Source organism: Ruegeria sp. TM1040, from assembly GCF_000014065.1.
Classification (GTDB): domain Bacteria; phylum Pseudomonadota; class Alphaproteobacteria; order Rhodobacterales; family Rhodobacteraceae; genus Epibacterium.
In genome coordinates this window covers 2270184-2292568 of the sequence record NC_008044.1, presented here as the reverse complement: position 1 = coordinate 2292568, position 22385 = coordinate 2270184, and the positions used below count along the sequence as shown (strand labels likewise).

At 61.7% G+C, this 22385-nt stretch carries 22 protein-coding genes and 2 tRNA genes; 14 read left to right on the top strand and 10 right to left on the bottom strand.

From position 1 onward, the window contains the following. Positions 1–37: 37 nt before the first annotated feature. On the top strand, positions 38–940 hold the full coding sequence (locus TM1040_RS15330; RefSeq protein ID WP_011539505.1) for a DMT family transporter: 903 nt from the start codon (positions 38–40) through the stop codon (positions 938–940). 26 nt (positions 941–966) lie between these two features. Here the strand turns inward: TM1040_RS15330 and TM1040_RS15325 are convergent, their stop codons facing one another. After that, positions 967–1695 carry an NUDIX hydrolase gene (locus TM1040_RS15325; RefSeq protein WP_011539504.1) on the bottom strand — a complete coding sequence of 243 codons (729 nt, stop codon included), beginning with the start codon at positions 1693–1695 and terminating at the stop codon, positions 967–969. An 88-nt stretch (positions 1696–1783) separates the two neighbouring features. After that, positions 1784–2215 (bottom strand): DUF983 domain-containing protein, encoded by a 432-nt coding sequence (locus tag TM1040_RS15320; protein ID WP_011539503.1) that lies wholly within the window; start codon positions 2213–2215, stop codon positions 1784–1786. 265 nt (positions 2216–2480) lie between these two features. Here TM1040_RS15320 and TM1040_RS15315 point away from each other — a divergent pair, with 265 nt between their 5' ends. From TM1040_RS15315 to TM1040_RS15300, 4 genes are all read left to right on the top strand, one after another. Then, positions 2481–2984 carry an EF-hand domain-containing protein gene (locus tag TM1040_RS15315; protein WP_011539502.1) on the top strand — a complete coding sequence of 168 codons (504 nt, stop codon included), beginning with the start codon at positions 2481–2483 and terminating at the stop codon, positions 2982–2984. Positions 2985–3054: 70 nt separating this feature from the next. Then, the gene (locus TM1040_RS15310) at positions 3055–3681 is read left to right on the top strand and encodes an RNA polymerase sigma factor (protein ID WP_011539501.1); all 627 of its coding nucleotides are present in this window, start codon (positions 3055–3057) and stop codon (positions 3679–3681) included. Beyond that, positions 3674–4069, top strand: a complete 396-nt coding sequence (locus TM1040_RS15305; protein WP_011539500.1) for a hypothetical protein — start codon at positions 3674–3676, stop codon at positions 4067–4069. The genes TM1040_RS15310 and TM1040_RS15305 overlap by 8 nt, the downstream gene beginning before the upstream one ends. Then, complete coding sequence (locus TM1040_RS15300) at positions 4066–4575, top strand: periplasmic heavy metal sensor (RefSeq protein WP_011539499.1); 510 nt, start codon at positions 4066–4068, stop codon at positions 4573–4575. The genes TM1040_RS15305 and TM1040_RS15300 overlap by 4 nt, the downstream gene beginning before the upstream one ends. A gap of 45 nt (positions 4576–4620) precedes the next feature. Here TM1040_RS15300 and TM1040_RS15295 read toward each other — a convergent pair whose 3' ends face one another. Continuing rightward, positions 4621–6024: a diguanylate cyclase gene (locus TM1040_RS15295; RefSeq protein WP_011539498.1), complete on the bottom strand. Its 1404-nt coding sequence runs from the start codon at positions 6022–6024 to the stop codon at positions 4621–4623. A gap of 116 nt (positions 6025–6140) precedes the next feature. Between TM1040_RS15295 and TM1040_RS15290 the strand changes: the two genes are divergently transcribed. From TM1040_RS15290 to TM1040_RS15260, 7 genes are all read left to right on the top strand, one after another. Next, the gene (locus TM1040_RS15290) at positions 6141–6425 is read left to right on the top strand and encodes a DUF3572 domain-containing protein (protein WP_011539497.1); all 285 of its coding nucleotides are present in this window, start codon (positions 6141–6143) and stop codon (positions 6423–6425) included. A gap of 36 nt (positions 6426–6461) precedes the next feature. Next, positions 6462–7154, top strand: a complete 693-nt coding sequence (locus TM1040_RS15285; protein ID WP_011539496.1) for an HAD family hydrolase — start codon at positions 6462–6464, stop codon at positions 7152–7154. 129 nt (positions 7155–7283) lie between these two features. Continuing rightward, the gene (locus tag TM1040_RS15280; protein ID WP_011539495.1) at positions 7284–8843 is read left to right on the top strand and encodes a trimethylamine methyltransferase family protein; all 1560 of its coding nucleotides are present in this window, start codon (positions 7284–7286) and stop codon (positions 8841–8843) included. Positions 8844–9258: 415 nt separating this feature from the next. Then, positions 9259–9846 carry a heme NO-binding domain-containing protein gene (locus tag TM1040_RS15275; protein ID WP_011539494.1) on the top strand — a complete coding sequence of 196 codons (588 nt, stop codon included), beginning with the start codon at positions 9259–9261 and terminating at the stop codon, positions 9844–9846. After that, on the top strand, positions 9843–10865 hold the full coding sequence (locus TM1040_RS15270; RefSeq protein ID WP_011539493.1) for a GGDEF domain-containing protein: 1023 nt from the start codon (positions 9843–9845) through the stop codon (positions 10863–10865). Before TM1040_RS15275 ends, TM1040_RS15270 begins: the two co-directional genes overlap by 4 nt. A gap of 194 nt (positions 10866–11059) precedes the next feature. Continuing rightward, the gene (locus TM1040_RS15265) at positions 11060–13141 is read left to right on the top strand and encodes a molybdopterin-containing oxidoreductase family protein (protein WP_011539492.1); all 2082 of its coding nucleotides are present in this window, start codon (positions 11060–11062) and stop codon (positions 13139–13141) included. Between the two features lie 107 nt (positions 13142–13248). After that, the gene (locus TM1040_RS15260; protein WP_011539491.1) at positions 13249–14646 is read left to right on the top strand and encodes a PLP-dependent aminotransferase family protein; all 1398 of its coding nucleotides are present in this window, start codon (positions 13249–13251) and stop codon (positions 14644–14646) included. A gap of 59 nt (positions 14647–14705) precedes the next feature. Here TM1040_RS15260 and TM1040_RS15255 read toward each other — a convergent pair. The 6 genes from TM1040_RS15255 to TM1040_RS15230 all read right to left on the bottom strand — a co-directional run bounded on the left by TM1040_RS15255 (position 14706) and on the right by TM1040_RS15230 (position 19887). Then, positions 14706–14780: transfer RNA gene (locus tag TM1040_RS15255), tRNA-Glu, on the bottom strand. A 214-nt stretch (positions 14781–14994) separates the two neighbouring features. Next, positions 14995–15069, bottom strand: a tRNA-Glu gene (locus tag TM1040_RS15250). A gap of 114 nt (positions 15070–15183) precedes the next feature. After that, positions 15184–16926, bottom strand: coding sequence for a single-stranded-DNA-specific exonuclease RecJ (recJ, locus tag TM1040_RS15245; RefSeq protein WP_044026857.1), 1743 nt, complete (start codon positions 16924–16926; stop codon positions 15184–15186). A gap of 116 nt (positions 16927–17042) precedes the next feature. Then, entirely contained in the window at positions 17043–18026 is a 984-nt protein-coding gene (glpX, locus tag TM1040_RS15240) for a class II fructose-bisphosphatase (RefSeq protein WP_011539489.1), read from the bottom strand. A gap of 176 nt (positions 18027–18202) precedes the next feature. Then, entirely contained in the window at positions 18203–19489 is a 1287-nt protein-coding gene (locus tag TM1040_RS15235; RefSeq protein WP_011539488.1) for a homoserine dehydrogenase, read from the bottom strand. Between the two features lie 95 nt (positions 19490–19584). Beyond that, positions 19585–19887, bottom strand: a complete 303-nt coding sequence (locus TM1040_RS15230; RefSeq protein ID WP_011539487.1) for a hypothetical protein — start codon at positions 19885–19887, stop codon at positions 19585–19587. 125 nt (positions 19888–20012) lie between these two features. Between TM1040_RS15230 and TM1040_RS15225 the strand changes: the two genes are divergently transcribed. Then, the gene (locus tag TM1040_RS15225) at positions 20013–20600 is read left to right on the top strand and encodes a TetR/AcrR family transcriptional regulator (RefSeq protein WP_044026856.1); all 588 of its coding nucleotides are present in this window, start codon (positions 20013–20015) and stop codon (positions 20598–20600) included. A 4-nt stretch (positions 20601–20604) separates the two neighbouring features. Next, complete coding sequence (locus TM1040_RS15220) at positions 20605–21093, top strand: GNAT family N-acetyltransferase (RefSeq protein ID WP_011539485.1); 489 nt, start codon at positions 20605–20607, stop codon at positions 21091–21093. A gap of 316 nt (positions 21094–21409) precedes the next feature. Here the strand turns inward: TM1040_RS15220 and TM1040_RS15215 are convergent, their stop codons facing one another. Continuing rightward, positions 21410–22321 carry a pirin family protein gene (locus TM1040_RS15215; protein WP_011539484.1) on the bottom strand — a complete coding sequence of 304 codons (912 nt, stop codon included), beginning with the start codon at positions 22319–22321 and terminating at the stop codon, positions 21410–21412. Between the last annotated feature and the right edge of the window lie 64 nt (positions 22322–22385).

Below are 22385 nucleotides of genomic sequence, written 5' to 3'. Positions count from 1 at the left end.
AAGGGCGGTATGCGATAGTATACCATAAGGTCAGCCCATGCCGCTCTGGATCCCCGTCACCCTCGCCGCTGCCAGTTTTCAGACCGTGCGCTTCATGCTGCAAAAGGTCCTGAGCAGCGTCACCCTGAGCGCGGCGGGGGCGACGTTTTCTCGGTTCGTCTATTCGGCGCCCCTGATCTTGCTGCTGCTTTGGGCCTATGTGGGCGCAACGGGCGCCGAGCTGCCGGCCCTGAGCGCAGCGTTCTGGGGTTTCGCCATAATCGGCGGCCTGTCGCAGATCCTGGCAACAGTCTGCGTCGTCGCGCTCTTTAAGGAGCGCAATTTTGCGGTTGGCATCACCTTCAAGAAAACCGAGGTGATCCAGACCGCGATCGTGGGTCTGGTTATTTTGGGCGATGAGGTCTCCCCGCTGGGGTGGGTTGCGATCCTCATTGGACTGGTGGCGGTGCTGGTGTTGTCAAAGACCAAGGACGGACCCAAGGGGCTTTGGGGGCAACTTACCGGGCGCGCGCCGCTCTTGGGGCTGGGGTCGGGGGTGCTCTTTGCCTTTTCCGCTGTGAGCTATCGCGGCGCCTCACTTGAATTGCAGGAGCCGGACGCCGTGCTGCGGGCGGCGGTCACACTAGGGGTGGTTGTCTGTTTGCAGACCGCGATGATGCTTGTGTGGCTGCTGTCGCGAGATCCCGGCGAGATCCTGCGGGTCTGGGATGCGCGCCGGGTCGCGGTTTGGGTGGGGCTCACCAGCATGGGCGGCTCTTTTTGCTGGTTCCTGGCCTTTACCTTGCAAAACGCAGCCTATGTCAAAGCGCTGGGCCAGGTGGAACTTCTGCTGTCTCTCCTCGCATCCCTTCTGGTCTTCAAGGAAGAGGTGACGCGGCGGGAGATCATTGGCATGGCCCTCCTGGTGCTCTCGATCCTCGCGCTTATTCTGGCGCTCTGAGCGCGCCCGACCCGCTGCGGATGAGCTCAATCCGCCTGCGACATCGGGCGGCCATGCAAGCGCAAAAAGAGGCTCTCTTCATCATCATTGCGAAAAAAGGGCGTGCTCTCCGGGGGGCTTTCGTGGCGCAGGTTGGCGGTGACCTCTGCCAGCACGACCTCGGTGATGAACGGCAGATCAAAGCTGCGCACCTGGCTGAGCGGGATCCACTGCAGGTGGGATAACTCGTCGGAGGCGCGGGAGAAGTCATCTAGATCGCCGCGCAGATCCTCCGCTTTGAGCAAGAAGAACCGTGCATCAAAGCGGCGCGGGCGACCCGGCGGGGTCAGGGCGCGAAACACGAATGTCAGCGCCGAAGCATCCGGAACATGGCCCGTTGCGGCAAAGCTCTGCCAATCCTTGGGCACCTCGGCGGGCCAATACCCCGGCTGTCCAAGGATCAGCCCTGTTTCCTCCCAGAGTTCACGGGCTGCGGCCACGCAGAGCGCGCGCCAGACCTCTGCGCCCCCATCTTCTTGCAGGCGGTTCCGGCAGGGCGCACCAATGTCACCGGCCAGGGCAATCTCGCGATCGCCCAGATCCATTGCGCCACCGGGGAACACAAATTTGTTGGGCATAAACGCGGCCTTGGCGCCACGCTGGCCCATCAGGACCTTGGGGTCGTCGCTTTTGCTATCGCGCACCACGATCACCGTCGCGGCATCGCGAATCGTGGTCTTGTCTATGCTTGTGTCGCTTGCACCGGTCGCTGCCATCGCTGTGCCCTCTGACATGAAGAAAACGGCCCGCAGGGGCGGGCCGTTTGCAGTGTCACGTCTTTGACATGGAAAGAAAAGGGGGCGATCAGGCGGCGGAGGTCTTTTCTTTTGGCGTCTTGTCGAACCCATGCATGCGGCGGGCCCATTGATAGGCAACCACCACGCCCTTGAGATGCGGCAGCAGATAGAGCGAGGCCGCCAGACAGCCGGTCGAGAATACCGACGCCATGACCCAGGGCGAGGGCCGCCACTCAAACGCCATATAGTGCATCAAAGGGGCCATCAGGTGTCCCACGATCAGGATCGTCAGATAGGCGGGGCCATCGTCGGCACGGTGGTGATGGAACTCCTCACCACATTCAGAACAGCTGTCGTTGACCTTGAGATAGCTGTGCAGCAGTTTGCCTTCGCCGCAGTTCGGGCAACGTCCGCGCCAGCCCTTCCAGAGGGCCGGTTTGGTCTGACGTTCCTCATCAACGGAGGCGTGCTGCGGGGTGAGGCCTTGCGTGTCTGTCATCTAAATACTCCGTGACCTATGCGCGCTTGGGTAATAATTCGTGTGCAGTGGTCGTGATTACTTCAATGGTTTATCCCAAATATGCAAATCACAGATGTATTACGCTGTGACCGGGTGACGCGGGGGGCAAAACCTCCGTAAAAACTTACCTTTCCGAGGGCGACATAGAAATTTCGACAATCTGCGACGGAAACTGCGGGGGCGCGCGTTTTACTCATACATCGGGCAGCATGGTGCTGCTGCGGCTCAACGAAGGAACGATGTCATGAAGAAACAGATCCTGATCGCCTCTCTGCTGACGCTCACCACCGCTCTGGCGGGGGGGCAGGTTCTGGCCAAGCAAGGCTTTGGCCCGCGCCATGAAAAGCCCACGTTTGAACAGCTGGACGCCAATGGCGATGGCGCGCTGACCCAAGACGAGCTTGCGGCGCGCGGGCAAGCGCGGTTTGCCGAGGCTGATCAAAACGGGGATGGCGTGCTGAGCGCCGACGAGTTGAATGCCCGCGCGCAAGAGCGGATGGCCCGTCGCACCGCCAAGATGATCGAGCGGTTTGACACTGATGGGGATGGAGGCCTGAGCGCCGAGGAAATGCCGCGCCGCCACGGTGCGATCAATCTGCTGGAAAAGGCGGATACCGATGGCAATGGCTCCATTTCCAAAGCGGAGTTCGATACCGCGCAGGCTATTGTCGAAGAGATCAGAAAGCGTCAGCATCATCGCGGTGGGCCCGAAAAGCATCGTGCAGGTGCGGGCCAGGACTCGGAGTAAACCTGATCCAAACGACACAGTGCATATGGGTGCCAAAAAACCGGTGTCTCCGCTTGCGAGCGGAGCACCGATGACCGCCGAGACGGGCGTTGATCGTGCGCATGGCGCGACGCGGGCCACCTTTGTGGAGCCCGCGCTCAGCGACGAAGCCTTGCTGATCCGCTTCGGCAATGGCGATCCTTCGGCGGCGACAGAGCTGACCCGGAGGCTTGCGCCGCGGGTGCTGTCACTGGCGACACGGGTATTGGGCAATCGCGCAGAGGCCGAAGACGTGACCCAGGAAGCGATGCTCAGGCTGTGGAAAATCGCGCCCGACTGGCGAAATGGCGAGGCCCGCGTCTCTACTTGGCTCTATCGTGTGGGGATGAATCTTTGCATCGACCACAAACGCCGGGTTCGTGGCGGGCATGTGGATCTGGACGCGATCCCGGAACCTCCTGACCCTGCGGCCGGGGCGGCGGAGGCTCTTCAGGAGGGGGCGCGCCGGGACGCGCTGCAAGATGCGCTGATGACCTTGCCCGAGCGGCAACGTCAGGCCGTGGTGCTGCGCCACATAGAGGAACTGACGAACCCGGAAATCGCCGGGGTCATGGAGATCAGCGTGGAGGCCGTGGAAAGCCTGACCGCACGGGGCAAACGCGCTTTGGCCGCAGCATTGGCGGGTCGGCGCGAGGAATTGGGGTATCAAGATGGGTAACAAGCTAAATAGCCAGACCGAAATTGACGATCTCGACGCACTCTTTGCCGAGGCGCGCGCGACCCGTCCCGAGGTGCCCGCCTCCCTGATGGAGTCCATCCTCGCCGATGCAGCCGACGCGCAGGCGGGGCACCTCAGCAGCACCGCGACAGAGCCTCCTCGGCGTGGCCCGATTGAGGTTCTGATTGCAGCGCTGGGGGGCTGGCCGTCGCTGGGGGGGCTGGTGGCCGCGAGTTGCGTCGGGCTCTGGGTCGGGATCAATGCACCGGACCTGATGCTGGAAACGCCGGGCTTGCAGACGCTGGCCCGCACAGGCAGTGAGACAACAGACTATGCGGCCTATGAAACTTTTGATCTGGCCACGGTGCTGGCTGAGGATTTGCAATGATACATACAGCTGAACCCAAGGGGATTTCGCGGATGCCACGCTGGCTGAAGGCCGTGTTTGCGCTGTCGCTTGCGGGCAATCTCGCGGTGGTGGGGATCATGGTGGGTGCCGCGCTGCGCGAGGGTCGTCCCGGTCCGCATCGCCACAAGGCTCCACCTCCTGCGGCGGCAGATGCAATCGGGGCGGTGATGTATCGCTCCTTTGATGATGCGGAGCGGCGCGCATTGCGCAGGCTCGCAAGTGGCAAGCACGGCGACATTGTCGAGCGGCGGCTGGCCGAACTCAATGTGCTGCTGGAGGTGATCCAGCAGGACCCGCTTGATGCCGATCGCCTGCGCGCCGAGATCGACGCCCAGAGCCAGTCCGCGCAGGCCTTCCGCAGTTCCATGCATGAGGTCTGGATTGCAGAGCTGCAGAAGATGACGCCCGCAGAGCGTGCAGGTTTTGCCGAAAAGGTAAGGGACCACATTGCACGGTTTCGCAAGCCACGCGAAGATCGTCCATAATCCCGGAAGGACGCGTGATCTGCAGATCTTATGGATGCAGAGGGATCAGGCGGCGGCGCTCTGTGTGAGCCCCTTGATCGCGGCCTGGTTACGGCCCGCGTGCTTGGCCTCATAGAGCGTGCGGTCCGCCGCCACAAAGAGATCATCGGCGCTCAACGGCTGCGTGCCATGCTGCGCGACGACGGCGCCGACGCTGATTGTAACCTCGAGAGGCTGAGCGCAGCCTTTGACCACAAAGGGGCTGCCGCTGATCGCGCGGCACAGTCGGTTGGCCACGGTGCTTGCCTCGTCGGGGTGCAGATCCGGCAGCACCAGCATGAACTCCTCCCCACCGATCCGCGCCAGCAGGTCGCAACCACGCAACTCCGCTTGAAGGCGACGCGCGGCTTCGATCAGCACCGCATCGCCCACCGGGTGGCCATAGGCATCGTTGATGCGCTTGAAATGGTCCAGATCCGCAACCATCACGGCGAAATTTGATCCCGCAGATTGGGCGTCTTGGGTCACCTGTTCGAGGAACGGGCGTGCGTAGCGGCGATTGTAGAGCCCGGTCATCGGATCACGCATCGCCGCACGATAGCCATCACGCAGGGTGTTGCGGATCATTTCGGCGCGCTGCTGATGTGCAAGCTGCGCGGTGATCCGTAGGGCCAGTTCATCCACCTGAAAGCCGCAGTGCAAGACGTCATGCGCACCCCGGTCCAGCGCCTCTGCCGCGATGCTGGCATCGGCGGGGTTCGGCACCGCGATCACCACACTGTCGCGGGTGCTGATCCGGGCACGCAGATCCGCCAACAGACGTAGCGCCATGCCAGCCGAGTGTTCGTTAAGCTCGATCACGATCACATCCGGCACCGGCGTGCGCATCAGATCCTGGATCGCGTCGACATTGTAAGCTTTCAGACGGAAGTCCACGCTGGCGCTGAGGCGGGATTTCCACTTTTGCGCCGTCTGCAGATCATGACAAACCAATGCGACAGTCGCATCCGATTGTGTGATCTGCACGGCGGTGGTGTCCTTCAGCGGTACGGAGAAGGCGGCAACGCCCTCTTCGCGCAGGTGCAGTTCGTCGTCTTGCATGCGCATGCGCAACAGGCTGCGGATGCGCGCCTGCAGGATCATGTCGTCCACCGGAAGCGGCAGCACCTCGTCGATCCCCGCCGACAGCGCCATGATGCGGGTGCCGCGATCGTTTTGCGGGCAGAGCGCAATCACCGGCACCCCAACGCCATGGCGCACCCGGTCCAGGGCGCGTTTGACATCCGCGGCATCGCCGTCCGGCAGGGTCATTGCAGTGAGGACGAGATCCGGGCGGTTGTCTTTCATCAGGGCCATCGCGGCCGACAGGCTGTCGGCCTGCAGCACCTGGAAACAGGCTGCTGTCAGTTGCACCTTCAAGATGATGCGATTGGTGGATACCCCATCTATGACTAGGATCGTGCCTTGCACGTTGAAAACACCTTCATTCCCGGCTTTTGCTTGTGTTTGAGTGTTGTTGAGACTGGTTAACAAACCCTTTCGGGGGTAGTGCAAATTGACTTAAAAATGTCGACAAGGAGGCCGTTATGCCATTTTCCGCCGATCGCGCCGAAGTTCTGGGCCTAAAGGCGCTCACTTGGCTGGCCGGGAACGAAGAGCTCTTGCCAATCTTTCTGGGGTCCAGCGGAGCCTCGCTCAGTGATTTGCGCGACCGCGTGAACGACCCGGAGTTTCTGGGCGCAGTGCTGGACTTTCTGCTGATGGACGATTCCTGGGTGATGGCGTTTTGTGACCATGAGGGCGTGCCATATCCGTCGCTTGTGGAAGCCCGCGCGACGCTGCCCGGGGGTGAACAGGTGCACTGGACGTGATACACGCTGCCAAACGGATTTTCCCAAGGACTTCTCATGACTCTCTCTGCGCTTCTTTTCGACAAGGACGGCACGCTTTTTGACTTTGCCCAGACCTGGAATGGCTGGGCGCTGGGGATGCTCACGGAGTTGGCCGGTGAGGACACAGGGCGTCTGGGCGCGATGGCCGAGGCGGTGCGCTACGATTTGACCGAACGCGCCTTTCATCCCGACAGCCTGGTGATCGCAGGCACCAATGACGAGGTGGCCGAGGTGTTGTCGCCGCATGTGCCGCAGATGAGTGAGACTGATCTTGAGCAATACCTGATCCGCACTGCGGGTGAGGCCGAATTGGCACAGGCGGTACCGCTCGCGCCGTTTCTGTCGGACTTGCGCGCGTCTGGCCTGAAGTTGGGCGTGATGACCAATGACGGCGCGCATTCGGCGCAACGGCATCTGACCCGTTCTGGCGTCTATGACCAATTTGACATGGTGATCGGGGCTGACAGCGGATTTGGCTCCAAACCCGACCCCGACCCGCTCCTGGCCTTTTGTAGCCATGTGGGTGTCGCCCCCGGCGCAACTGCGATGGTCGGCGACAGTCGCCACGATCTGATTGCGGGGCGTGCAGCGGGGATGCGCACCATTGGCGTTCTGACCGGTTTGGCTCGCGCCGAGGATCTGGCCGATTTGGCCGATGTCGTGCTGCCCAATATCGGTCATATCCCGGACTGGCTTGCGCAGGCCTGAGACTGGAACGCACTCCGGCGGCATCACGAAGGGCAAATGCGACATGAGGTGTCGGTATTGGACAGGTGTGTCTGGTGTCATCCGGCCCAATCTGGACGGGTAAAAATCCGTCGCAGGAGAGGGAATCCCATGTCGCAGACACAAGCGCGCCGACGCCGGGGAGGAGGCCGGGCCGGTGCAGCCGCCCGTCGGGGAGCCGCCACTTTGGAGCAGATGCCATGGAAGCCTCCGGTCAATATTGACCGCCCGGTCGAGCCGCTCACCGCAGAGGGTATTGCCGCAATCCATGATGGCGCGATGCGCATTCTCGAGGAGATCGGCGTCGAGTTCCTGAACGACGAAGCGCTTGAGATCTTCAAGGAGGCGGGGCTCAAGGTGGATGGCGCTTTGGTGCGCATGGACCGCGAGTTTGTGATGGAGATGGTGGGCAAGGTCCCCTCGGAGTTCACCCTTACGCCGCGCAACCCAGAGCGCGCCATTCGCATCGGCGGCAATTCGATCGTCTTTGGCAATGTGTCCTCGCCGCCGAACTATTGGGATATGGACCTGAACAAGAAGGTCCCCGGCACCCGTGAACACTGCCAGAACCTGCTGAAATTGACGCAGTATTTCAACTGCATCCATTTTGCGGGGGGCTATCCGGTGGAGCCTGTCGATCTCCATGCCTCGATCCGTCACCTCGATGTGCTTTATGACAAGCTCACGCTCACCGACAAGGTGATGCATGCCTATTCGCTCGGCAAAGAGCGGGTCGAGGACGTGATGGAGATGGTGCGCATCGCGGGTGGTCTGAGCCATGAGGAATTCGACTCCCAACCGCACATGTACACCAACATCAACTCCACCTCGCCCTTGAAGCATGACGAGCCGATGATTGATGGTGCGCTGAGGCTGGTGCGGCGGGGCCAACCCGTGATCGTGTCACCGTTCACGCTGGCAGGCGCGATGGCTCCGGTCACCATGGCGGGGGCCGTGGCGCAGTCGCTGGCAGAGGCGCTCTGCGCCATTGCCCTGTTCCAATATGTCCGCCCCGGCACGCCCTGCGCGATCGGAACGTTTACCTCCAATGTCGACATGAAGTCCGGAGCACCTGCATTTGGAACTCCTGAATATATGCGCGCGACTCAAATGACCGGGCAGATGGCACGATTTTACGGATTGCCGATGCGGTCCTCCGGCGTTTGCGCGGCCAATGTGCCGGATGGGCAAGCCATGTGGGAGACGTCGAACTCGCTCTGGGCAGCGGTGCAGTCGGGCACGAATATGGTCTACCACGCTGCGGGCTGGCTCGAAGGCGGGCTGATCGCCTCTCCAGAGAAATTCATCATGGATTGCGAGGTCTTGCAGATGATCCAGCGCTACATGGACCCGGTCATCAATGCCACCGGCCCCGAGGAAATCGCGCTCGATGCGATCCGGGAGGTCGGAAATGATGGACATTTCTTCGGCATCCAGCACACGCAGGATCGTTATGCGACAGCCTTTTATCAGCCGTTCCTGAGCGACTGGCACAATTATGAGGCTTGGGAGGCCGCGGGCGGAACCTGGACCGCGCAGCGAGCAAACGGTCTCTTCAAGCAGATCATCAACGAATTCGAGGCTCCGACGCTTGATGAGGGCATTCGCGAAGAGCTGCAGGCCTTCGTCGCCCGCCGGAAGGAAGAAGGCGGAGCCCCCACAGATTTTTAACCATTGTTACTCAATTGACGCGGCGCAAGCAATTTTACGCGCTTCCACAAGGGGAGCGGGCACTATGGGGTTGGAGCCTCCATGGTGCTTACGGTATGATAGGCGCAGATACGATTGAATGGGGTAGGGGCTGAATTCGTTCAGAGCTTTCGAATCTTGAAATTCGCAAGCAGTGTAACTGAACAGTGCGCAGCGCGTTGAAACTACAAGTCTTGGTGGTGGTATTGGGCCGTGGGAGACATCCCGCTGCCGGTTTTTTGCTTGTGCCACCGGCATGGTGTCCCGCTTGGTCTGAGAAAAGTGACGCAATGCGCCGAGTTTTTTCGGTTCAAGCCCGTCGATGTGGGGAGGTCTTTGGGCTTTCTTAAGTTTGTTTGCTTAAGAAAAAACAGAGGTGAAATAGGGAAGCAACCGTATGCACGGTTTGATCAACAGGGCTGTTCAGGCTTTTGTCACAAGCACTTATGGTGACAAGCGCTGGGCAGACATCATGGATGAAAGCGGGCTCGGGTTTACCGAGTTCGAGGCCATGCTTGTGTACCCTGAAGATCAATCGATTCGAATGCTGCGCGCGGTCGAAGCCAAACTCGAACGCCCCCTTGATGAAATCCTCGAAGATGTGGGGACATTTCTGGTCTCCAACCCTCAGGTCGAGGCTCTCAGGCGCCTGCTGCGCTTTGGTGGCGTGAACTACGTTGAATTCCTGCACTCGCTTGATGACCTGCCGGATCGCGCCCGCCTTGCAGTGTCGGATCTGCATTTGCCTGGGCTTGAGTTGATCGAACAGGCGCCGGGTCAGTTCCAGTTGCTGTGCCAACCGGGCGTGCCGGGCTATGCACAGGTGATGACGGGGGTTCTTCGTGCGATGGCGGATGATTACGGCGCTCTGGTGATCCTTGATCTCGTGGGGGAGCAGGAAGGCTCCGACGTGATTTCGATCACCCTCGTGGAAAGCGATTTCAGCGAGGGGCGCGCGTTTGAACTGGGGGCGCATACATTATGATGACCTTCGAACAGCTGACCGGCCTTGCCGACCAACTCTGCCCAATGCATGTGATCATTGACGCGGATGGCCTGATCGTGAGCCACGGTCCGACCCTCGACAAGATCCGGGGCGACAATGGCTGGTTGGGCAAACCGGTGCTCGAGGTGCTGGACCTGCAGCGGCCTCGCTCCGTCAAAGCCGTTGCTGATCTCATGAATACCGCTGGCAGCAAACTGCACTTTCAGCTTCATGACGCGCCGCACACCCGGATGAAGGGCGTGTTGGTTCCGCTCCCCAAGGGGCGGGGCGCATTCATAAATCTCTCTTTCGGGATTTCGGTGCTGGATGCGGTGCGCGACTTCAACCTGACCAGTCAGGATTTCTCGCCCACGGATCTCACGATCGAGATGCTTTACCTGGTGGAGGCGAAATCTGCCGCTATGGAGGCGTCGCGCCAGCTGAACCTGCGCTTGCAGGGGGCCAAGATTGCCGCCGAGGAGCAGGCCTTTACCGATACGTTGACCGGGCTGAAGAACCGTCGCGCCATGGACCATGTGTTGAACCGCCTGATCAGCGGCGGGCGCGACTTTGCCCTGATGAATGTCGATCTCGACTTCTTCAAATCTGTCAATGACACCTACGGTCATGCCGCAGGTGATGCGGTGTTGCAGCGGGTGGCCTCCATCATGGTGGAGTGTACACGCAAATCTGACACCGTTGCGCGCATCGGTGGTGACGAGTTTGTGCTGGTGTTTGAGGGGTTGATGGATCGCAACCGGATCAATGATCTGGCCTGCCGCCTGATCGAGCGCCTTGAAGAGCCGATCATGTATGGCGCGGATGAGTGCCGGATTTCCGCCTCTGCAGGCACCACCTTGTCCACGGATGTCGCGCAGCCTCTGCCGGCGACGCTATTGCATCAGGCCGACCTTGCGCTCTACGCCTCCAAACGGGCGGGCAAAGCGCAGCATATGTTCTATACGCCCAGCCTCGAAGATGAGATGGATCTGGTCGAGCAAAACAGCAAGTCTGCCTGACAGCGCACATACCTCTCCGCGGCGCCGCTTTCGCGCAAAGGGTTTCTGGCCCATACGGATTTCTTCCGTGTGGGCCTTTTCGATTTGGCATGGCTCGAAGTCTAAAATTGGACTGCTCTTTTTATCGGATATTGGCGCTTTTGACAGGGCTTCTTTTGCACTAGCCGGAGAGGACGCCAAAAGTGGAGCCTTCGATGTCCAGACAAGCCAGATCCTCTCAAGACACGCGTGTCGTGCCCAGCGTTTGCCCGTTGGACTGCCCGGACACCTGTAGCCTCAGCGTCGAGGTAACGGGCGATCAGATTACTGCCGTACGCGGGTCAAATGCCAATCCGTTTACGGCCGGTGTGGTCTGCAACAAGGTCACGCGCGCCTACCCTGACTTTGTACATGGTCCGGCGCGGCTCACACATCCGCTGCGGCGGGTGGGGCCGCGGGGGGCTGGCACGTTTGAACGCATCAGTTGGGAGGATGCGCTGGATCTTGTGGTCGAAGGGTTTCACGCTGCCATTGATGCGCATGGCGCGCAGTCGATCTTGCCGCTGAACTATGCTGGACCTCACGGGGAGCTGGCGGGGGGCTCGCTCGATCGGCGATTTTTCTACCGTCTGGGCGCCACGCGAATGGATCGCGGCCCGCTCTGCGGCGGCGTGCGCAGCCTCGCCTATGAGAGCCTCTATGGCAATGCTCCCGGCATGCCGCCGGAACAGGCCCAGCATGCCGATCTCATCGTGGTCTGGGGCAACAATGTGACGGTCTCCAACCTGCATCTGACACGGATCGTCAAAGCGGCCCGCGCCAAGGGTGCGCGTCTGGTGGTGATTGACCCCAAGCGGATCAAGATCGCAGAGCAGGCCGACCTCTATCTTCAGGTGCGACCCGGAACCGATGTGGTGCTTGCCCATGCGCTTGCGGCTGAACTCGAACGGCGCGGCGCATTTGATGCGGAGTTTATTGCGCATTGGGTGCATGGCGTTGACGAGTATATGGACGAGGCGCGCAAGCACAGCGTTGAAAACGCTTCTGAAATCTGCGGCCTCGCTGTCAGCGATATCCTCAAGCTGGCGGATTGGATGCAGACTGCGCAGAGGCTGGCCACCTCCACCGGCAATGGGATGGAACGGGGACGCTCCGGAGGTTCGGGGCTGCGCGCGGCGATGGCGCTCAATGCGCTCCTGGGACAGCACGGGCGACTGGGAGCCGGGGTGGTGGCCAAATCCGGACTGGCCTCCCCCAAGACACGCGCCCGGCTGCAGGGCGATCATCTGATCGACCCTGAAACACGGGTGGTGAATATCCTTGATGTGGCACAGCTGATGCTTGATCGCGAGCAATCCACACCGATCAATGCCGTCATGATCTACAACCACAATCCTGTCGCGACACACCCCGACCAGACTCGGATGATTGCGGCGTTGAGTCAGCCTGAGATCTTTACCGTTGGCTGCGACGTGGTGATGACCGACAGCATGGCATATTGCGATGTGATCCTGCCCGCAGCCACCCACTTTGAGCACGATGAGATCTTTGCCGCCTATGGTCAGAACTATGTCCAGCGGGCCGAGCCCGTGATCGCGCCCATCGCGGAAAGTCTGCCGAACACGGAGATTTTCCGCCGTCTGGCCGCGCGTTTTGGCTATATCGAGCCAGAGCATCAGGCTTCGGACGTGCAGTTGATGGATGACGCGATGGATGCCAGCCATCCGCAATTTGAAGGCCGCCCCCCAAGCCAGATGCCGGTGGATCGCGCGTTGGAAATGCAAAAAAGCGATGGCGCTGCTCTGGTCCTCTGCGAGACGGTGACGCCCGACACAGAAACAGGCCGGATTGAGCTGTTCAGCGCCGCGCTCGAGGCGGAGACCGGCTTTGGCGTGCCGCGCTATGATCCGGTGTCGCAGGACCTGCCTTTGGTGTTGATTACCCCGAGTTCGGACAAACGCATCAACGCCACTTTCGGCAGCGCGCCGCTTTCCGCAGGGCCCGAGAGCATCGAGGTGCACCCCGAAGACGCCGCCGCACGGGGGCTGCAGGATGGTGATTTGGTCGAGGTTGCCAACGCCCGCGGAAGCGTCACGTTCCGTCTCAAGATCTCGGATGCGATGCAGCGCGGTGTGACGTATGCCCCCAAGGGTACATGGCGCATCAGTTCCAAGACGGGCCTCACCGCAAACGCTCTGATCCCGGTGGAGGTACGCACCGATATTGGCGACGGGGCCTGCTATAACGAGACCTTCGTTGAGCTGCGCGCCTATGCCGGGGTGCGCGCCGCCGAGTGAGTGCGCATCTGGGAAAGACAGGGGCCGGGCGTTGTGCCCGGTCTTTGCTTGTCTGTCGATTGGCGCAGGCATAACGTTGCCAAGAGGACACTCTGATCGGACCAATTATGCCAAGCGATTTGCCCGCCTTTATGCCGGATCGGCGTTCTGATGTGCCGATCTTTGAGCAGATCTGCACGGCCTTGCGATCTCGAATTCGCTCTGGGGCTCTTGCCACCGGGGCGCGGCTCCCGGCAACGCGGGCGCTTGCAGGGGATCTGGGGGTGGCGCGTGCGACGGTCGTGACGGCCTATGAGCAGCTGGTGGCCGAGGGCTATCTCATGGCGCGGCGCGGATCGGGTTATACCGTCTGTGCCATGGGCGAGGTGGAGCTTCCGGCGAAAGGGACGCCCACGCCACCTGCGGACCTCAGCGAGCGGGGAGACCTGCTCTTGGAGGCTGGCCAGCCGGACATGCGTCTCTTTCCGCACCGCGCCTGGGCAAAAGCCGTTGCTCGCCTCTGCCGCACACGTCCAGAAGATATGTTGATGGGCTGCGGGCGCTTTGGTCATCCGGACCTGCGCCAGGCCATTGCCGCCCATGTGAACGATTGGCGCGGGATCGCCGCGCGGCCGGATCAGGTGCTGGTCACCTCTGGCGCGACCGAGGCGTTGGATGTTTGTCTCGCGGCGCTGGCCTCGAGCACCGGAGCGGTTGGGGTGGAGGATCCCGGCTATCCCCCGATCCGACGGTTTGCGCAGGCGCAGGGGCGTCGCATCCGAGACTTGGCGCTCGATTCCCAAGGGGCCGAAGTCCCTACAACTGGCGATGGCACCGATGTGGTGGTTCTGACGCCGTCGCATCAATACCCGCTTGGTGGCGCGATGAGTGCGGGCCGGCGACAAGAGTTTGTGCGCTGGGCGGCGCAGTCACAGGGCTGGATCATCGAGGACGATTACGATTCGGAATTTCGCTATGCGGGCCGACCGATTCCCGCGCTGGCAGGTGTCGACGGGCAGGGGCGGACAGTCTACATCGGCAGCTTCTCCAAGATTTTCTCGAACAGCTTGCGGATGGGGTACATCGTGGCCCCCGAGGCGCTGGTGGAGCGCCTCGTGCGGGCGATGCGTCGCAAGGGTGCGCGTGCCAGTGCCATGCCCCAAGCGGCTCTGGCGGAGTTTATGCAGCACGGAGAGTTCTACCGGCACCTGCGCCGGGTGCGCCGAATCTATGCGGAACGGCACCGGACCCTGATCGCGCGGTTGCGCTCGGATTTCTCTGATGTGGGCCATGTGGAGGATTATCAAGCTGGCATGCAGGTCGTGCTGCATCTGCGTCCCGAAATTTGCGATCAGACCGTGACAACAGCCGCACGCGCAGCCGGTGTGGGTGCGGAGGCGCTCTCAAGCTACAGCCGCCGCGCGGGCGCCTTCAATGGGGTGGTTCTGGGCGCCTGCCTCAATGATCTTGATGAGCAGGCAGAAGCCCTGTCGCGCCTGCGCGCGACGATTTCCTCAACAGGATAATCCCCTGCTTCTCGGCGGTGCGTGAGTGGTGGAATGCGCCAATTTTTCAGAGAGAAAAATGGTACTCCGTAGGGGAATCGAACCCCTCTTTCCAGGTTGAAAACCTGGCGTCCTAACCGATAGACGAACGGAGCACTCTTGGTGTGAGCGGGTGTTTACTGAAGCACGCGCGGCCGTGCAAGAGGAAAATAACACAAATCCCAAAGTTTTTGAGAAGCTCCGCACATTCAGACAAAAGGTATATTTATCAATGCAGTACGACGCGAGCCGCAAAAAGGGTGCGCACGCTGAGACTCGCAGCCTAGCAGCGAGGTCATGTCTGATCTGCAATTCTACGGGAGAGTAAAGTGGTACTCCGTAGGGGAATCGAACCCCTCTTTCCAGGTTGAAAACCTGGCGTCCTAACCGATAGACGAACGGAGCACTCTTGGTGTGAGCGGGTGTTTAGGGTTTTGCGGCGGGCGTCGCAAGGGAAAAAAACATCTACAGCGGAAAATTCTTATCCACAGGCGAAGTCCTCGCCATTTCTAGCGAGGTTCAGGCCTCGGCTGCGTCCTCCAGTCGCAATTGCGCGCTTTGGCGCCCGCCCCAGGTGTTGACCTCTAGCCGTCCGGAGACATGAAAGCGCGCGCCTCCGTGTTCGAGCAAGCGCGGCCCGAGGTTGGTGTCAAAGGCGCCAAAGGCGATGGCGTCGATATTGCCGCCCATCCCATCGGTGAAACTGACCTTGAGATGCGATTCTCCAACCCGTTTGGCAAAGCGTACGGCGACGTCAGGAAACCCATAGCGGGGGGCAGGGGCCCCAGCGCCAAACGGCCCGGCCTGTTCGATCTGCTCGATCAACTCCACGCTGGCGGCGCCGGGCATCAGCATCCCGTCGAGCTTCAGATCCGCGGGGCCCAGATCGCCTGCGCCCTGTTTGTCCAAGAGCTCTGCAAGGCGGGCCATCGCGGGTTCCAGCTGGCCGCGCGCCACCGTGAGGCCCGCAGCCATCTTGTGCCCGCCGCCCTTCAAGAGCAGCCCTTCCATTGCGACCTTCTGGATCGAGGCCCCAAGGTCGATGCCCGAGACAGAGCGTCCCGATCCTTTGCCCTCTTCGCCGTCTAGGCCGATGACCACCGCAGGTCGGCCCGTTGCTTCCTTGAGGCGCGAGGCGACGATGCCGACCACGCCCGGATGCCAGCCTTCCCCCGCCGCCCAGACCAAAGGCGCGTCAAAGCCGCGCGCCTCGGCCTGTTCCAGTGCGGCAGCACGCACCGCGTTCTCAATGTCGCGCCGCTCCGTATTGAGCTGGTCAAGCCGTTCGGAGAGCGCAGCAGCCTCATGCGGGTCATCCGTCGACAGCAGGCGCGCACCAAGGTCCGCCTTGCCGATCCGCCCGCCCGCATTGACCCGCGGCCCCAGGAGAAAGCCGAGGTGATAGGTTGAGGGCGCCGCATCCATCCGGCTCACATCCGCGAGGGCAACCAGACCCGGACGTTGGCGTCGCCCCATCACCTTCAGGCCTTGGCGCACCAGCGCGCGGTTCGCGCCGATCAGGGGGGCCACATCTGCCACGGTGGCCAGCGCCACCAGATCGAGCATCGCCATCAGATCAGGGCCTGCGCCAAGCCCCTTGTCGCGCGCCTGACGGCGCACCTCGACGAGCATCAGGAACACCACACCAGCGGCGCAGAAATAGCCCAGATCGCCGTCCTCATCCTGCCGGTTGGGGTTCACCACTGCCACGCAGTCGGGCAGGGTCTCGCCGCCAAGGTGGTGATCCAGAACCACCACATCCGCGCCCTTCGCCGCTGCGATGGGCCCGTGCGAAAGTGTGCCACAGTCCACGCAGATGATAAGGTCATGATCGCGCGCCAGCGCCGCCATTGCCGCATCATTGGGGCCATAACCCTCATCAATGCGATCCGGAATATATAGTGTCGCCTGCTGGCCCATCTGTCGCAGGTACACCAGCAAAAGCGCCGCCGAAGAGCCGCCATCGACGTCATAATCGGCAAAGATCGCAATCCGCTCGCGCCGCTCCACGGCTTGCAGAAAGCGCGCTGCTGCGGTCTCCATGTCCTTCATGCGGCGCGGATCGGGCAAGAGATCCTTGAGCTGCGGCGTCAGAAACCCGGTGGCCTCATGCGCGGGCACGCCCCGGCGTGCGAGGACCTGACACACCGCAGGAGGTAGCCCGGTTTCCTGCGCCAGATGCTCGCTTGCGCGGGCCTGATCCACACCGGGTCCCACCCAGCGGCGTCCGGTCAGTGAGGTCTCGACACCCAGAAAGCTCAACTCTATTCCCTCGTCTTCTGTGTAAAAAAGGCCGGACCCGCGCGGGACCCGGCCTTCATCTTTTCCCAAATACCTAAATCCCGCTCCGCGCTGCAAGCGCTGAGGTTTGTTCTGGGTTACTGATGCGCGCTCAGAGGTGTGCGATAGCTCATGCGGCGCACCGAGCCGGTCTTGGAGCGCATCAGCAGTGTGGTGGTCTCGACCCAGCCCGGCTCACGCTTGATGCGCGGCAGCAGCGAGCCTCCGGTGACGCCGGTAGCGGCAAAGATCACATCCTGTGTCACCATCTCGTCGCGGGAATAGACGCGGTCCAGATCGGTGATGCCGGCCTTGGCGGCGCGGGCTTTTTCGTCGTCGTTGCGGAACAAGAGACGGCCAAAGATCTGACCGCCCATGCATTTGAGCGCCGCTGCCGCCAGCACGCCTTCGGGCGCGCCGCCTTGGCCCATATACATGTCGATGCCTGTGACCTCTGCTTCTGCGCAATGCATGACGCCCGCCACATCGCCGTCGGTGATCAGGCGGATTGACGCGCCGGTTTCGCGCACCTCAGCGATCATCGCCTCATGGCGGGGACGTTCCAGGATGCAGACAGTGATGTCCGCGGGTGTGCAGCCCTTGGCCTTGGCCAGCGCCTCAACGCGTTCGCGTGGCGACATGTCCAGAGAGACCACGCCCTCGGGGTAGCCCGGACCCACGGCCAGCTTGTCCATATAGGTGTCGGGCGCATGCAGCATGGAGCCACGTGGACCCATGGCGATCACGGTGAGCGCGTTGGGCATGTCCTTTGCGGTGAGCGTGGTGCCTTCGAGCGGGTCCAGCGCGATGTCCACGCCGGGGCCGTTGCCGGTGCCCACTTCCTCGCCGATATAGAGCATCGGCGCCTCGTCGCGCTCGCCTTCGCCGATCACCACCACACCGGCGATGTCCAGAAGGTTCAGCTGTTCGCGCATCGCGTTTACGGCGGCTTGGTCTGCGGCCTTTTCATCGCCGCGTCCGATCAGCGGGGCAGAGGCCAGAGCAGCCTGTTCCGCAACTCGGGCGAGGCCCAGGGACAGCAGGCGGTCGTGAAACGGCGCGTCGGCGGTGGTCGAAGTCATTCCCAGTAATCCTATCTCAAACTTGCGCGATCTCGCCCGGCATAGCCCGCCCAGCCCCACGGGGGCAAGGCTGCAGCGCGGCTGATGTCGCTAACAACATATATTTTGCGCCTTGAGCGCGCCCTTGGGCATTTGCACCCGAGCGCGCGCACGCGGCGCGTTTCAGAGGTTCTGCCTCACAGCTCTTCGATGCGCAGCGCCACGGGGGCGCCTTCAACCACGCCTGTTGCGGCCAGCGCCTCAAGGGCCTGTTCCAGCATGGCAGACGTGCATTTGTGAGTCACGATCAACACCGGAGCCACTGTGGTGGCGTGATCATACTGGCGCATCCGGTGGATAGAGACCCCCGCATCCCCCAATGCTGCGGCGACTTTGGCCAGCGCGCCGGGTTTGTCCTGCAGCGCCATACGCACATAATAGGGCGCAGGCAGGCCGGTTTGTGCGGCTGGTTCTTTCGAGAGCGTCGTGGCCGGCTGGCCAAAGGTCGAGATCCGCAGGCCGCGCGCAATGTCGAGCACATCGCCCATCACCGCACTGGCGGTGGGGCCTTCGCCCGCGCCGGGGCCGCGCAGCACCACTTGTTCGATGGCGTCGCCCTCGATCACCACCATGTTGGTGCCGCCCTCAAGCTGCCCGAGCGGAGAATTCGCGGGCACCAGGCAGGGGGTCATGCGCTGCTCAAGCCCGCGCGCCGAACGCTGTGCAACGCCCAGAAGCTTGATCCGATAGCCCATATCGGCGGCGTGGCGGATGTCTTCAATGGCGATGCGCTGAATGCCTTCGAGTTTGACATCGTCAAAGGCCGGTTTGGTCCCAAACGCGATAGAGGCCAGGAGCGCCAGCTTGTGGCCGGCATCAATACCGCCCACGTCCAGCAGCGGGTCGGCCTCCAGGTAGCCAAGCTTGCCGCATTCCTCAAAGAGAGCGTTATAACCCCGGCCTGTGGCTTCCATCTGCGTGAGGATATAGTTGCAGGTGCCGTTCATCACGCCCATGACGCGGGTGATTTCATTGCCTGCAAGGCTCTCGGTCATGGATTTGATCACGGGGATGCCACCTGCAACCGCCGCCTCAAAGCGGATGACGCTGCCATTGGCCTCTGCGCGTTCGGCCAGATCCTGGCCGTGGATCGCCAGGAGCGCCTTGTTTGCGGTGACCACATCCTTGCCGGCTGCCAGCGCAGCCTCCGTTGCAAGCCGGGCCGGGCCTTCGTGCCCGCCCATCAGTTCGACAAACACATCGACATCATCGCGCGTGGCAAGGGCGACTGGATCGGTTTCCCACGCATAGTCCTTGAGCGACACGCCGCGATCCTTGGTGGCGTCGCGGGCCGAAACGGCAGTGATCACCACCGGGCGGCCAGTTCGCGCCTCCAACAGGGCAGCATGGCGGCGAATGATCTTCACCACGCCAATGCCGACCGTGCCCAAACCTGCAATCCCCAGTCGAAGCGGTTCAGTCATAGTGGAGGTCCTTATTGTCTTGACGATCTATGGGTTCGATGCCGCCTTAGCGGCTCTGGCCCTTTGGTGCAACGCTCAACAGGGTGAGCGGGGGGTCAGAATTGGCGGCGGCGCAATTCTTCTGCGCGTCTGCGCAAACCTTCGGCGCGCGCGTCGAGTGCCTCCGAGAGCGCGGCGCTTTCATCTTCGGGCAGCGGCTCATCGCTGAGAGCGGTCTCCAACGGCAAAAGATCCGGGTAGGGCTGGCTGCGCAGATCCGCCGGGAGACGGTCCTCCAGTTCCGGCACGCGCGAGCAGGCGGTTGCGAGGCTCAGTAGGGTGCAGGCGAGGAGCACCCCGAGGCGCGTCGAGCGCGGCGTAGGTGCAAAAAACAGGCGGGCAGCGGGTGTGGCGGTCATGGGCGTACCGGAGTTTCCGTCGGGGCTTTTGCCCTTGATGCACAAATGCGCCTGTGGGTACAAGTTAATCCGCGTCGCCCGTTATGCCGCTTTTATCTGAACATATGTTCAGATACTCTGTATATATGGCACGTACTCAAGGTTCTCATTCCGACATCACCGGCCCGCGTATTCGCGCAGCGGCGCAGGAGCTGTTTGCCCGTCATGGCTATGCGGCGGTCTCCATGCGTCAGATCGCCGGGGCGGTGGGCGTGCAGGCGGGCGCGCTTTATAACTACACTGCTGACAAGCAGAGCCTGCTGTTTGACTTGATGCAGGCTCATATGGAGGGGCTTCTGACGGCCTGGGCAGCGGAGGATCTGCCTGAGGACGTAATGGGGCAGTTGGAACGGTTTGTGCGGTTTCACATCCGTTATAACCTCGAACGCCCTGATGCGGTCTTTATTGCGTATATGGAGTTGCGCAACCTGACCGATGAGAACTTCGCCCGCATCGAAGAACGCCGCCGCACCTATGAAAACCAGCTCGAAGGCATCCTGAAGGCCGGGGTCACGCAAGGGCTGTTTCAGGTGCCCGATACCAAGATCGCAGCACTTGCGGTGATTGCGATGCTGAACGGGGTTTTGACGTGGTATCGTGATGGCGGGCGGTTGTCGCTTGTAGAGGTGGAGACGCTCTATTGGGATATGGTGCGCAAATCTGTCGGGGTGTAGCGCGATGGAGCTGAAGGATCTGAAATCCGGGCGGTTGCATGCAACGGAGCCTGTGCAGATGACGGCGGCGGATCGCGAGGCCTTGTTCGCACCGGAGGTTGTGGCGTTCCTTCCACCGGGGTTTCAAAACCTGGGGTCCGATGCAGCGCGGCGTCACCTCATTGACGCGCTGCAACAAGAGGCCGAGGTCGTCGCGCTGAGCGCTCAAGATCAAGAGATTGTCGGTCTCGTAATCCTGTCTTTTGCCCATGACGCCGCGGGCCAGCGCAATCTGGGCTATCTCTTTACGCGCCGGGCATGGGGGCAGGGCTATGCCAGCGAGATGCTGCGCGCGCTGCAAGATCAGCTGCGAGGAACGCACGTGGTGTTGTCCGGTGGCGTGATGGCCGAGAACGCCGCCTCGGCCCGTGTCCTCGAGAAATGCGGATTTGAACCCGGCGAGAAAACTGCCTCTGGTGAGATGACCTATGTTTGGGATGCCGCACAGGGCTAAGCTTGCAAGGCGTCACAAAGTGGAGCGCTTCCGCGCGGCTTTTGTTCAGCAGGCCTTGAGGCGATGGAAGATCGCGGACGTCCCGTTTGGTGCGGGTGTTTGCGCGTTTGGGCTTAGACGGCCCTGAGGGGCAGGTCTGCCCTCAGGAGCCTTTTCAAGTTTCAATTGACGTCGGCGCGTCAAGGGCACGCCGCCCGTGCCGGGCTGGGCCGCTGGGCCCCTTGACCCGATCCGCATTGGGTGTGGACCCAATCTGGGTTTGCCATCCTGTGGCCTGCACCGCCCCGAGAGAAAAGGGGGGGGGCGGTTCTCCCTATCAGTGAGCGGGTTTGATGAAGGTTCCGTTGCGCAACTCGGAGAAGGCTTTTTGCAGCTCGGCCTGTGTGTTCATCACGATCGGACCATGCCATGCCACTGGCTCCTCGATCGGTGCGCCAGAAATGAGCAGGAAACGCACGCCCTCGGGGCCGGCCTGCACGGTGATCTCTTCGCCAGTGCCAAAACGCACCAATGTGCGATCTCCCGAGAGATCGCGGATGTTGACCTCCTGGCCGGCAACCTCTTTTTCCAACAGGACACCCTGCGGCTGGGAGGCATCCGCAAAGGCGGCTTGGCCTTCAAAAATATAGGCAAAAGCGCGTCGGTATGTGTCGATCTTGAACGTCTTTTTGACACCGGCGGGGACATAGACGTCGAGATATTGCGGGTCGGCGGCGATGCCATCAACGGGGCCGCGCTTGCCCCAGAATTCGCCCACGATCACTTTGACGCGGGTGCCGTCATCGTCGATCACCTCGGGAATATCCTTGCCCTGGACATCCTGATACCGTGGGGCCGTCATCTTTTGGGCGGACGGAAGATTGCCCCAAAGCTGGAAACCGTGCATCTGCCCCTTCTGGTTTCCGCTCGGCATTTCCTGATGCAGGATACCCGAACCGGCGGTCATCCACTGCACATCCCCTGCGCCCAGCGTGCCAGTGTTGCCGAGGCTGTCACCGTGGTCAACAGAGCCCGCCAGCACATAGGTGATCGTCTCGATGCCGCGGTGTGGGTGCCAGGGAAATCCCTGCTGATACAGCTCCGGATGGTCGTTGCGGAAATCATCAAACAGCAGGAAAGGGTCCAGCTCGCTTGGATCCTGAAACCCAAAAGCGCGGTGCAGATGTACGCCAGCGCCTTCCATGGTTGGCTGGGCTGAACGTTTTTCCAAAATCGGGCGCAGGGACATGAAACTTCTCCTGATGAGAGGGTGTGTCCCAAGAATAGGTGAGATGTCGGATTAGGAAAATCTG

Bases quoted from the DNA above. Each gene is read 5' to 3' on its own strand.
- TM1040_RS15265 (WP_011539492.1), top strand. From the start codon at position 11,060: ATGTCCAGACAAGCCAGATCCTCTCAAGACACGCGTGTCGTGCCCAGC.
- TM1040_RS15225 (WP_044026856.1), top strand. From the start codon at position 20,013: ATGGCACGTACTCAAGGTTCTCATTCCGACATCACCGGCCCGCGTATT.
- TM1040_RS15325 (WP_011539504.1), bottom strand. From the start codon at position 1,695: ATGGCAGCGACCGGTGCAAGCGACACAAGCATAGACAAGACCACGATT.
- TM1040_RS15285 (WP_011539496.1), top strand. From the start codon at position 6,462: ATGACTCTCTCTGCGCTTCTTTTCGACAAGGACGGCACGCTTTTTGAC.
- TM1040_RS15330 (WP_011539505.1), top strand. From the start codon at position 38: ATGCCGCTCTGGATCCCCGTCACCCTCGCCGCTGCCAGTTTTCAGACC.
- TM1040_RS15230 (WP_011539487.1), bottom strand. From the start codon at position 19,887: ATGACCGCCACACCCGCTGCCCGCCTGTTTTTTGCACCTACGCCGCGC.
- glpX (WP_011539489.1), bottom strand. From the start codon at position 18,026: ATGACTTCGACCACCGCCGACGCGCCGTTTCACGACCGCCTGCTGTCC.
- TM1040_RS15310 (WP_011539501.1), top strand. From the start codon at position 3,055: ATGACCGCCGAGACGGGCGTTGATCGTGCGCATGGCGCGACGCGGGCC.
- TM1040_RS15260 (WP_011539491.1), top strand. From the start codon at position 13,249: ATGCCAAGCGATTTGCCCGCCTTTATGCCGGATCGGCGTTCTGATGTG.
- TM1040_RS15290 (WP_011539497.1), top strand. From the start codon at position 6,141: ATGCCATTTTCCGCCGATCGCGCCGAAGTTCTGGGCCTAAAGGCGCTC.
- TM1040_RS15215 (WP_011539484.1), bottom strand. From the start codon at position 22,321: ATGTCCCTGCGCCCGATTTTGGAAAAACGTTCAGCCCAGCCAACCATG.
- TM1040_RS15275 (WP_011539494.1), top strand. From the start codon at position 9,259: ATGCACGGTTTGATCAACAGGGCTGTTCAGGCTTTTGTCACAAGCACT.
- TM1040_RS15300 (WP_011539499.1), top strand. From the start codon at position 4,066: ATGATACATACAGCTGAACCCAAGGGGATTTCGCGGATGCCACGCTGG.
- TM1040_RS15280 (WP_011539495.1), top strand. From the start codon at position 7,284: ATGTCGCAGACACAAGCGCGCCGACGCCGGGGAGGAGGCCGGGCCGGT.
- TM1040_RS15235 (WP_011539488.1), bottom strand. From the start codon at position 19,489: ATGACTGAACCGCTTCGACTGGGGATTGCAGGTTTGGGCACGGTCGGC.
- TM1040_RS15305 (WP_011539500.1), top strand. From the start codon at position 3,674: ATGGGTAACAAGCTAAATAGCCAGACCGAAATTGACGATCTCGACGCA.
- TM1040_RS15320 (WP_011539503.1), bottom strand. From the start codon at position 2,215: ATGACAGACACGCAAGGCCTCACCCCGCAGCACGCCTCCGTTGATGAG.
- TM1040_RS15315 (WP_011539502.1), top strand. From the start codon at position 2,481: ATGAAGAAACAGATCCTGATCGCCTCTCTGCTGACGCTCACCACCGCT.
- TM1040_RS15270 (WP_011539493.1), top strand. From the start codon at position 9,843: ATGATGACCTTCGAACAGCTGACCGGCCTTGCCGACCAACTCTGCCCA.
- TM1040_RS15220 (WP_011539485.1), top strand. From the start codon at position 20,605: ATGGAGCTGAAGGATCTGAAATCCGGGCGGTTGCATGCAACGGAGCCT.